This is a genomic window from Pseudomonadota bacterium (genome assembly GCA_039714795.1).
Lineage (GTDB): Bacteria > Pseudomonadota > Alphaproteobacteria > JAGOMX01 > JAGOMX01 > JBDLIP01.
This window is the reverse complement of the sequence record JBDLIP010000054.1, coordinates 1-11667: the sequence shown is the minus strand read 5'-3', so window position 1 is coordinate 11667 and position 11667 is coordinate 1. Positions and strand designations below refer to the sequence as shown.

Below are 11667 nucleotides of genomic sequence, written 5' to 3'. Positions count from 1 at the left end.
TATCGCTTGTCTTCATCATCATTAAAATTAACATGCACGATGGCACTTGAAGACTCGTTAGGTTTGGGATATTGACTCGCTTCAATTGAGCTGTAGCTGGAGCTGGAGCTGCTGGCACTCTCCTCTAATAAGGGTTTTTTCGTTGCCTGGGCAATTTGTGGAGCCAAAGTGTGCATCAGAATGCAGACAGCTAAAAATAGATGAAAAAAGCGCTTGATTGGCATGTTTCGTACTCCCTAATTATTAATTCCATTATCACAATGTGCCTAAAACATGGCACCAAAATAGATGGTGATGGTTGAAGAATCAAGTATGATTTTAAAGTTGAAATAAAAAACTGGATCCCGGCTCACTCCTTTTTCCAATCCAGCTCTTGGCGAGCTGGGAAAAAATGGAGGCCTGGATGACGGCCTGCGGGCAGAAAGTGCAGTTATCTCTTATCCAAAACTCAGGTTAAAATAAGTATCTGAGGTCTCTAAATATACGCAAATCAGATCATTATTGCACAGAGCAATTTTGAGAGCCTTGTGAAAGCGGATGATCTATAAGAAATGTTAGATTTTGACTATTACTGTTTCTAAGGTTTTGTATATCGTCCGTTTCTTTGATTATATTTCCTCTTGCATCAATGTATTGAAGAGAAAGTCTCAATAAATTGTATGTAAAAGATATATTTTCTAAGTTATTATAGCTTAGATTAATCCATTGTAGTCGACTTAGTTCAGCAATTTTCGCCACGCCGCCACTTTCTTGATTATTAAGTTGATTATGAGACAAATTTAACACAGTTAAAGCGGGAAGAGTAGCGCTGCCAATTTGCCTAATATGTTTTAGAGAATTATGGGAGAAATCAAGATGAGTTAGACATGTCATAGCTTGAAGTCCTGATGTATCTTTAAGGTCTGTGTGTGTAAGGGTTAATTTTTGTAGATTGGGAAAACTGGTTATTTTTTTGAGATCCTCTGCTACCAGGGTAGTGTTGGATACTTTTAAACCCAGCAATCTATTTTTATAAAAGCCTATGTTGTGTAATTGCAGAGTGATATTTTCTGGTGCAACACAATAGGGTGCAAGTTCAAACCTTAAGAGGAAGACCAATTTTTTTGCTTTTGTTGTGGCGGTTTCCTTAAGGAGCATTTGCCAAAGTTTTTGTTTTTTGCGCTTCCAGTGTTTGTTACTAATGTTTAAGGATTGTTCCCAGAAGAACTCTGCCATTAGGTCAATCACAGTTACAACATCCTCATCTGCCATTTTTGTTAGGTCAAGTTGATCGACCAGAGCAAGGGCTGCATCTTCTGGCAAGTAAAAAGATTTTTCTTTCTTTTTTGCTTTTTTTTGTTCTTGCTTAATTCCAGCAGCCCGCTTTTCCATGACAGAAAGGATACGGTGGCCATTATCTAGGGTACTATTTGAGATATTGTGTTCAACCTTTGCATTAGCACTATCATAACAACTAGCCTGGTATATCTGCTTAAATGCCAGAGTATAATTCCCCAAATTGTGATTCAGAAAGGTTTGGTAAAACTTAGCGATGTCTGGGTAGCATAGTTCGAAAACATCTTGTAAAGTTGGATTTTTTTGCGTGTCAATGAATGACTGCATTTGCCGAAGGGTTTTATGCAATTGGATAATGATACCAGGGGTAAAACGTGCCAGCCAAGCAGATATTTCTTCAGTTGTTTTGTGAGTATGTTGGCCGTGTAGTCGGTAATATTGGTTGCGTTTGGCAAGTACTGCCAGCCAACGCAAGATAAAAGGTGCAGGCTTGATTGCCAGGATCATCTCTAGTGCTTCCTGGGCTATCGGGCGCCCCATTAAAGGGGCTAGAATGAGCAGAATATTTCTCATACGAGCGGAATGGAGCGTTGTGTCAGGAAATCCGATTCCCATATCCTCCTTATAGATTTTCGTGACTTCGTCAAAACCGGAATCGCTATCAATGGCATATATTTTTCTTTTGCCTGTTTTGTTTTCTACTGGGGTAACAATAAAGTTATCGCCCTTGAAATCCCAAAAGGTACCCAGCAAGGATACAAGCACGAGTTTACTGTAGTGTATGAAATCTAGCTCATAAAGTGAACTATCGCCCTTTTGGACATTTTCTAAGAAGCAATCTAGTCTCATGCCTGGGATCGTTGGGGCAACAGCTATGCCAATGTCGATCTTGGTTGGTGTGAAATCTCCTGGTTTTTGCTGATATTGCTCTGCTAATCCTTGGTGAATCTTAGAAAAGATTTGCTCTTTCTCCTTCAAATTAAAGAAGTACGTCTTCGGTTCATCTGGAGTCCTGGGTTGGAAAATCTCTAAATCACAAAGGGTCAAATAGATGGCAGGCACAATGGCAGTGTCTATTTCTCCTTGGATACCGTTGAAAAATAATTCCATTAAATAGGCGGCATCTTGCATTCCTGGCTCTATGGGAAATATATTTTCTAACTTGGAATGCAGGATAAAGGCCTGGCAGTTATCACCTTCTTCAGTCTCATACAATAGAGTCTGTTTAGGGCAAAAATCGGTTTTATAGTGAAAACTCTTATAAGGTTTAACAGCATGGCTGCCGCTTGTATTTTGTTTGTTAATCACCCCAAAGCATTGACCCTGCGTGCGCATCAGAGAGGTCAGTGCATCTACTAATGACAAAGGGATGCGGTAACGCTGTTGATTGTTAGCAAATTGTAAGGTTATTTTGGGAGCAAGTAATTCTTGCCTTTCTTGAGCTGTTTTGGCCATTTCAAGAGTATGGAAGAATTTAACATAATGCGTAATGACCAGATCTAAAATGTTAGCAATCTCTTGGTGCTTTGGGTGGCTCTTTAGGTTACCTTTTGGAGTTTTGAAGATCTGCCGTATGATTTTAAAGTTTTGAAATTCGGCATCATTTTCTATATCAAATGGTTCTGTTTGCGTACAAAGGGTTTGCTTTTCTGATTCCATAAATAATTCTTCAGGTTGATATAGTTCGGAAAGAACTCCATTGAGTGCTTGTTGATGAGCACTTTCCTGCGAGTCCGCTTGCAAATACTGTTCGAGTTCGGCACGCTTCTCGCTGATAAAGTCTTTTTTAAGATCAAGAAATTTTACGATCTTTTGCTGAAGTTGCATGATATTTTTATCGATGTCATCAATGATAAGGGTTCCAGAGGTGATCGCTTGCTTGAGCTTGGTCAGAGGCTCTAGAAATCGCAGATGGGTGATTTTTGTACCTGTTAAATTGAGGTTCCGCAATTGCGTTAGTTTTGCCAAAGGCTCTGGTGCACGAATGGGGTTATCTTTAAGAATAAGGGTATTAATTTTTTGAAGTTGTACTAGCGCTTCAGTTAGTCCTCTAATATCTTTAATATTATTATTAGTTAGATCTAGTGTTGTTAGCTGTTGCAAATTTTGCAGCGGAGCGAAGAAATGAGTTGATGTATCATCTGTGTTCAACTGACAGTCTGTAATTGCTAGCTGTTTGAGATTAGTAAAGCCTGCAAAAGTTGAAAATCTCTCCTGATCTATGACCCCTCCGTTTATAATAAGTGAGACAATATCGGTTGATTTTCCAGTGGGTTGCTCAATAAGTTTGATTCCTTGTGGGATTGGAGCAAACTCTGCAAATTTATAAAGCAGAAAGCTGGCAAGTTTTTGCGCTTTAAGACTTGTGCTGTTTTGAATAATATTTCCGAGGATTTTTTCGTCGTGCCAACACTCATTGCTTACTTTAAGGCCAACGGACCAAAAATTTTCAGCAACGAGAGCAAATACGGTTTGAAATATTTCCTCTTCTGTTTCTGTATCTTGCAACTGCCATTTGTTCAAGATGTGGAGTACAGAGTCGTCAAGTGATAGAGGTGGCTGTTCTGCAAGCTTCGCTAGGGTAGCGTCTAGCTTTTGCCAGTCACCTGTTGTGAGCTGTACGAGATGATCAAGGTGGATTTTGGCAACCCCTTTGTTAGAATCACCTACAAGTTGTTGCTCGCATTCAAAGAGATTATTCTTTTTAGTGCCGGCAATAGTTTGGTAGTACTGACCTACCAGGGGATACCGTTGGGTCACAACATCTTGCAGAGTTGTGTTTTTCGCCAGTGCTGGCAATCCAACAAGCGTCTTCTCAAGGTGCTGATTCTCACCAAGCATCTTGAGGAGATGGTCCAAATACCAGGGGTAAATTTGCAACGGCATTTTCATACTTTCAGAAATAAGCTCATGGGTATTGAATTTATGTTGTTTTTTGTCCAATTGGCATTTTGCTCCCCAATGTTCAAGTGTTCTTGAACTTCCATTTAAATATGCAAACAAGGTGATAAGAAACTCCACCGGATGGTGCTGTGGTATCTTACCTTGAGCGATAGGAGTTTGCATTTGTGGATGGAAGAATAATGTGTTTCTTAAGTTCACCCAATATTGCTGCTTGTTTTTTCTAATAAGATAAGATGGAGCGCTATGGCTAGCTTTGATTCCCAAAGTACCGTTATCGATACTTGTTATTTTGCCATCTTCCCCTATAAACAAATGCTCCATCTTGCGATCAGAGGGGAGTACAAGAATCTGTGCAAATGCATCTTGATGGAAATAGCTTTTGTCAATGCTGGTTTCTTGGCCTATCAGTTGACCATTTGCAGTGGCGCTGGCTTGTATAATGATATTCTCTTTCGTGATACCATCGTCCTGACCGAGAATTTCTATATCTTTGATGTACAGCATAGTTGAAGCAGATGTCGTTGGGTAGCCGTGCCAAAGGCAACTCAGCCAAAAAACAACCGTTTCATCATACGGAGTCAGGGGAGAAGCTAATTTTTCAAGTTTGAAATGAACATCATCGGTTTGTGTTTGTAAACGCGTGACAATGTGCTCTCCAGACTTGTTGGGTTTTTGACTCCATCCATTTCCATAAACAATCCTTTCATTTGCCGTACCTGATTCGATAAGTTGCTGGCGATCCTTTCCGAGTATTTGGTAGGCGATAGACGGCAGAATGAGGAAGTCACCAAATTCTGTAATCATCTGTAACTCTGGCCGTAGTAGCTCTTTGCGATGTGTTGGCTTGGCTTTTAGGATATTTATCTTGAAATTTTTGTAATAATCAATCAGTTTTTGTAATTTTTCAAAAATTGGATTTTCTTGCAATAGGCTTGATAAGCCCTCAAGAGCACTTATAGCATGCGTAAATTTTCTAAACCCAGGATGAAGGGGATTGAGTTTTTTCGCATTAATCAGGTCCAATACCAATGTCTCGTTTTCAGAATGGATAAGGGCCTGAGGTTGTGCGAGCATCGTCTGGGTTTGTTGCACAGCATACCTAATTTCATCGGCAAGGGCGGTTTGCTCTTCAAGTTGGCGTAATCGCAGCACCATATCGTGAACATAATCTAGGTGAGCTCCAGTGAGATTACAGATGGATCGGTGCAATTCAGAATGAGCATGTTGTCCTAGAGCAATGGCTTTTTGATATCGTGCTGGCCAGGTTGATGTTGCAAATATTGGCGAGACACTAACCGCAAAAATGAGGAATAGAGATACTTGTAGAGCATATTTATGAAGCACTATGTATCCTTTTGGTGAATTTTCTTTGCTGTTTCTCATAAATGTCTCTTTGGAGTTACTATTGGCTCGTTAAGGGTGTAGAACCCTTGTAGGTGAATTTTCTAGCAAGTTTGCTAATGATATCAGTGGTTGCCGCATCATAATTTTTCTTCGTTGATTGTTCGATGATGTATTTGGCGAATTCATCAACGGTCTTTGGCCCTTCAGAAGCGTATTTAAGATAATTGTTTTCTACTTTTTCCAAAGCTTGAAACAGGTATTGCTTGGGTGCAATTGCTTGATCGAGGTCCAATGATTCATAGTGAGCTTGACGTATTATTTCGGAAAGCTTTTTGTTTGGATAATGCTTTTTGTGGTATTGGATGTAAATATGCAAATCAGGCCACATGTGTTGGAATAGTTCTCCAAAGGTTAGAGTAAGTTGTTGGTCGAGAATCTCCTGCATTTTTGCCAAATTTTTCCAGTACTTTTTGATGAACCAAGGGTGAAATTTTATTTGCCCTATGGGTTGTTGAGTGTGTTGTTGTTTGGGCAAGAGATTATTATAATCTTTTATAGCATTAAGCCATTCTAAGGTGAGAACTTCAGGGTTTAGGTGCAGCAGATACAAACGTGTTTTGCGATCAATATGTTGATCCATTAGCTCATTTGTGAGGTGATTATTACGCACGATGTATATATGTTCTCCCATAAGATCCCATTTGATCCAGGCATACTCACTTTCTTTGTGGCGGCTAAATCCTAGAGACCCAAACGATTTACCGGGTAGCAGCAAAAAATCTGTTAAGAGCATAGCTGGGGTTAACGGTTGCGTGCAATCGTCCATGCAGGTAGCACAATGATAGGTTGTTTTTTCCTTAGATGCTTCATCGTGCATTTCTAGAAAGTAGGGCACATTAGATTTGACTTCTCCCTGCAGCAAGCACTGCATACTCCAATACGCATATTGTTCACCTGGTATTGGGGCTTCTTCGATGGTAAGAGGCTTAAAGGTATAAGGAGACTCAATTGGTTCTCGTATCGTTTTTGCCATGGCAGGGGTGATCAACCAATAATTTTGAAAGCTACCGCTCAATTGTACCTGGGGTTGAGTCAAAATCAATTTGCAATCATTGGGAGATTTCAATACTGTCTCTTTAAACTCTCGATATTCACCAATAAGTGATTTTATAGCTTTATTTACTTCACTTTCTTTGAAAATATTTTGCTTAAACATAAAACTGAGCATATCGATGCTTGCTGTAAATTTATGAAAAGCAAATACATTGACGCTTGCAGCTTTAATTGGTTCAGGGGGGATCGCAAGTAATTGATAGGGATATTTAATTAACTCCAGGGCTTGGTTAAGGGTAGCGATTTCTAATTCTGTGTAATTGATTGTTTGAACGGATTGCCTTATTATTGCCTCGATATAATCACGTATCTTTCGAACTAAGTCGAGTTTGGCTTGGATATTTTTGAGCAATAATGGCACTGAGTTTGCGTAAGATTCTCTTAGCGGTTGAATGCAACTTTTGTAATCAATTTTCTGAGGTATCTTTTCCTTGCGCCACAGAACACAATAGGTTCCCAGGAAATCTCTAACCAGTTTGGGGGCTCCAGCATTCCTGGCTTTGTTTAATAAGTCCTTTTGTGTCCAACTAGTATGAAAATTTGTTCTGGCTACATCAGAAAAATTTTCAAGAATGACAGTCAAAATTTCAACAATAAGGTTTGCGGGAAGAGTTTCTAGATTGCACTTTTGGATTGCATATTTCGCAAAGTCCTCCACGGTCCAGATTGCATTTTCTAATAAATTGGTATTGGGAGATTTTTTTGCATCAGCACAGGGTGTGTTTTCAAATGACCGTGTTTCTTTTACTAGGGATTCATAAATAATTGGATTTTCTGCATCAATCAATTTATCTATTGCTTTTATGGTGAGCATTGCGCGAAAGGCATCATTGGTGTCTGCTGCCTCCCACTCTTTGCTAAAATATGAGCTTATTTTAGTTGGCAGTGTTGTAAATAGTTCTTCAAGTTTCTTCCCTTTTTGTTCTTGTAACGATATTATGTGCTTTCCAACAGTTTCAGGTAACGTTTTTAGTGTTTTTAGGAATTCTTGAGAGTCACACATTGTATGCGCTAGTTCCAATAGTAAACCAGACTCTGGCAAGGAGCTATTCTGCGTCCTATTGATTTTTTGTTGTAGATAGTCTAGGAAATGTCGCTCTTTGAGAGCGCTCCAAAGGGCTTGGTAGCTTTCACAAAGCCTAGGATTAATTTTTGCGAATATTTCTTGCCAAGTCACGTGCTCTTGCGACATAAGTTCGATTAGGGTCGAAAGATTACCGAAAAATTGTTGAGCAACTTCTGGATTGAATCGCATGTGTAGCCCAAGGGCTTTTGCGGTATTCATATTTGTTTCTTCTTCGTCAACTGTGTGTGCCGCTGTAAGGTCAAATTCCTCAGTGATGCTGTCGAATAAGGCTTGTTGCTTAGATAACTGGGATAACAGATTAAAAAATAAAAGTGGCGCGCAATGCCGAAAACGTTGTTTGATGCTGTCAGGAATTTCTCCTTGAGCTAGCAAGAACCAACAATTAGTTTGAGAAATTGTATGGTGCTCTTCCTGTGTCTGGATGGCTGAAGTTCGTTCAAAGGAAGGGTAAAATAAAAAGTTATTTTCGACTCTGCTTAGTGTTTGTTGCTCAATTGTAAAATAATTGGGATGGGCACTGGTAAAGGTTAGAAGATCTAAAATAGCCTGCCATAAAAAGGCATCTTTCCAAGAATCGAGTGTTTTTTTTCCTTTTTTGACTGCTTCAAGATATTTGTGGAAGTTTGCTTCTTCCAAATTTGTAGAGGCTATGATAATTTTGTTACTTATTTGCTTCTCAAATTCTTCTGCGCTGTTTCTATAGTGGCGATCAAGTCTTGCCAGATTGTCGGGTGATCTTGTAGCTGCTGAATGCAGGTTCTTACTTTTAGGTGATTTCGGGATGATCCAGTTTAAACCCCTTAAGAGCAAGCAGTCTGCTAATGGAGAAAACGGTAAACTGCTTAATGCTGGGTCGCAAGGAGCCAAAAGGGATTCAAGAATGTGGCGAAGTTTCCAATATCCAAAGTTTAAAGGAGCAAGCTTAGGATATGAAAATGCAATTTTCTTCACTTGGGTGGTGCGCATTACAGGGTTATTGTCTTTTTCCATTACTGGGATGCCAAAAGTATAATGATCTGTGGTTGTGGTATGTGACATAAGACTTAAAACTTTGTATGCACTACCCGGAGAGACGAGATAATCATTATTTCCAATGAAATTTACTGATACCTGGGGTAGTAACAGTTTTCTGCGCTCCTTAGATCCTGCTTTTTGGATATTTATCCATAATTGTTGATATATTTCTTCCAATTTTTTCACTTTTTTTAGAATGTTATTTATGTAACACCAGCTTTTTAGTTCTTTCATGTTATTTTGGAAAGGTGAATTGGAAGAAAAACGCGGTAAATATTTATCCAGATTTATTTGTGTTTCGTTGTTAGAAAGCAATGTTTCCTTAATGATTTGGGTGTTACGCGGCATAGCATTTGTAAATTGTTTAGCAAGGAATGTATCGGGTTGGCACACGTTAATGGTATTTTGCAGCTGATCCCACTGTGCTGGTTCTGGCTCCAGTAATGCTTTATGCCAAGTTTCTAATTCAAACCGGTATAGAATACAGGTAGCGAGTCTCTCAAAATCAATAGTTTCCTCCAAAATATTAGCATGATTCAAAATAAGTATGATTGCTGCAGCATAATTAGAGTATCCTTCCCAATAATGAATGAACTTTTTAATCTCATCGCACACTGTACCCAAAGATAAAGGGGCATCGTGACGCTCACAAAGTATGAACGCGTTTAGATTCTGCTGATTTTCTATAAAATATTGTTGAAAAGGGCGGATTTTCCCTATTAATTCTTTGAGAGAGATTATTTTTGTATCCGAAGATATAAAATTGATAGGCGAGTATTTTGTCTGAGGAGCTAGAAAGGCAGGAGGTAGAGTTTGTTCATGTATCTGTCTGGATTTTTCAATATCTGTGAGGATTAAATTAATTGTATTGGGTTGTGCTTTTATTGTGCGATTGGTTTTTTTTCTAAAATTTTCGATTTTACCTTGCGCGTATCTCATGCGTGCAAGATAGTCACTGTTGATGGGTAATTGCGATGCTTGTGTGGATGTTATGCAAAGATAGACAGTAAAAATAGTCCAGAATATCAATTGCCTATGAATCATGATGATCAGCTTTCTTGATTGCAATTAGAATAGCGATTGCATTATGAAGGGATAAAAGTTAACGAAATGTTAATTATGCCCGTGCTGAATCAAAACATTGAATTTTATGGCAGTGAGAAGCGCGCAGTTTACCTGAGATAAATGAGCAATTTGAATGTACCAGAAAATCAACAGTTTTATTTAAATTCATTATATTAACATTTATTTTATTAAATTTACATATCATTAGATAGCGATCAAAATAAATTAACAATATTCTTAGCATAACTTTCAAAAAGGAGATGAATCATGAAAAAGATAGCCATCACATTTATCTTAGGAGCAATGCTCGCCAATCCAGCTATTTCCATGGTTGGTGCTAAAAAAAATTCTTCTAAGGATATCATTGTTACGATAAACGAGATAAAAATTGATTCTAAAGGCCAGGAAAACGGGACCGCAATCATCACTATTAACAATCCCTCGATTTATTACAAAGTACAGCATGGAAAAGCAAAATCAGAATCACTCACTGCCAATAGATTTGTTAGTTTGTGGTCTACTGAATCTGATATTTCAGACAGCTTTGCTGATAATCCACCAAATGCAAAATTAACTTTTTGGGATCAAGATAAAGGTGATTATTATGAGTCTGAATTTATGATAGAAGAAGCACATACAAACAAAGAAAATCTTCAGATAAAAATTAAATTCTTACAACCAAATCAACCAGTTGTATTAACTTATGTAGCATCCAATAATCAATCAGGAAAAACAATCATACCAATTGCTCAGTTTAAACAGCTTGTTTCAGGCGCAAAAACATCAGCAGTGCTAACCATTGATAACAGTCCTCTAGATCCTAGGAGCTAGAGATCGCAAAGATTTTCCAATTCGTGCGACTTTACATTCGCATGTTCGGAAAATCAGTGTTCAAGATGACGGCCTGCGGGCAGAAAGTGCAGTTATCTCTTATCCAAAATTCAGGTTAATAGAGCGTTATTAAAAATGGGTGCATTCTGTCAGAAAATTTGATACCAAGAATGTGGGATTTGATCGATAAGATTGGGCCTTTGCAGTACCTAAGAAACAAAGGTCATTTGTATGATTCCCGCTGAACCAACACAGAGGCACCAACATGACCACACACTCGATTCCCGACATTCACTTTCACCAAGGTGATTTGCCTGACTCTGTGCAATTCAAAGATTCAGTGGCGGTGGACACTGAAGCGATGGGGCTTAATATCCACCGGGATCAGTTATGTGTCGTGCAGTTGAGTGCAGGGGATGGAGTCTGTCATGTGGTGCAATTGGATCGTAAAACCTATGATGCACCGAATCTTAAGCGTATATTAGCTGATCCAAATCTGACCAAGATCTTTCACTTTGCCCGGTTTGATGTTACTGCAATTTCTAAATATCTAGGTGTGATGTGTATGCCACTTTACTGCACAAAAATAGCTTCGAAGTTATCACGCACTTATACGGATAAGCATGGGTTGAAGGATCTTTGTTTAGAGATCTTAGGAATTGAAATTTCAAAACAGCAGCAAACATCGGACTGGGGAGCTTATGAGCTTTCACCTGATCAGCTGACCTACGCTGCTACTGATGTGCTTTATTTGCATAAGCTAAAAGCCAGCTTGGAAGAAAAAATCGAGCGTGAGGGTCGGACTGAGTTGGCTAAAGCGTGCTTTGACTTTCTCCCAGTTCGCTCTCGTTTGGACGCCTTGGGATTTGTCAGTCCTGATATTTTTCAGCATTGATAGATCAAGTGGAGTTAAAGAACAATCTATTGGAAACTCTGGTTCTGTCGCATCTGTTGAGAGTGCCCGTGCAATTTCTAAAAACGAGATTCCTCTGGGCACACTACACCATCAGAGCCATGAAATTTTCAAATGTTGA

5 protein-coding genes are annotated in these 11667 nt (G+C 38.9%); 2 read left to right on the top strand and 3 right to left on the bottom strand.

The genetic code is table 11. The annotated features are described in order from the left end of the window. The 3 genes from ABFQ95_05200 to ABFQ95_05190 form a co-directional block, all read right to left on the bottom strand. Positions 1-224 (bottom strand): hypothetical protein (locus ABFQ95_05200; GenBank protein ID MEN8236921.1); only part of this gene is annotated, 224 nt, incomplete at its 3' end. A gap of 274 nt (positions 225-498) precedes the next feature. After that, positions 499-5523: a hypothetical protein gene (locus ABFQ95_05195; protein ID MEN8236920.1), complete on the bottom strand. Its 5025-nt coding sequence runs from the start codon at positions 5521-5523 to the stop codon at positions 499-501. A 58-nt stretch (positions 5524-5581) separates the two neighbouring features. Continuing rightward, the gene (locus ABFQ95_05190) at positions 5582-9781 is read right to left on the bottom strand and encodes a hypothetical protein (protein ID MEN8236919.1); all 4200 of its coding nucleotides are present in this window, start codon (positions 9779-9781) and stop codon (positions 5582-5584) included. 288 nt (positions 9782-10069) lie between these two features. On the opposite strand from ABFQ95_05190, the gene ABFQ95_05185 reads away from it, so the two are divergent. Continuing rightward, positions 10070-10633 carry a hypothetical protein gene (locus ABFQ95_05185; GenBank protein ID MEN8236918.1) on the top strand — a complete coding sequence of 188 codons (564 nt, stop codon included), beginning with the start codon at positions 10070-10072 and terminating at the stop codon, positions 10631-10633. 265 nt (positions 10634-10898) lie between these two features. Next, a complete protein-coding gene (locus ABFQ95_05180; protein MEN8236917.1) occupies positions 10899-11528 on the top strand; it encodes a ribonuclease D in 630 nt (209 codons plus the stop codon). The last annotated feature ends 139 nt before the right edge of the window (positions 11529-11667 follow it).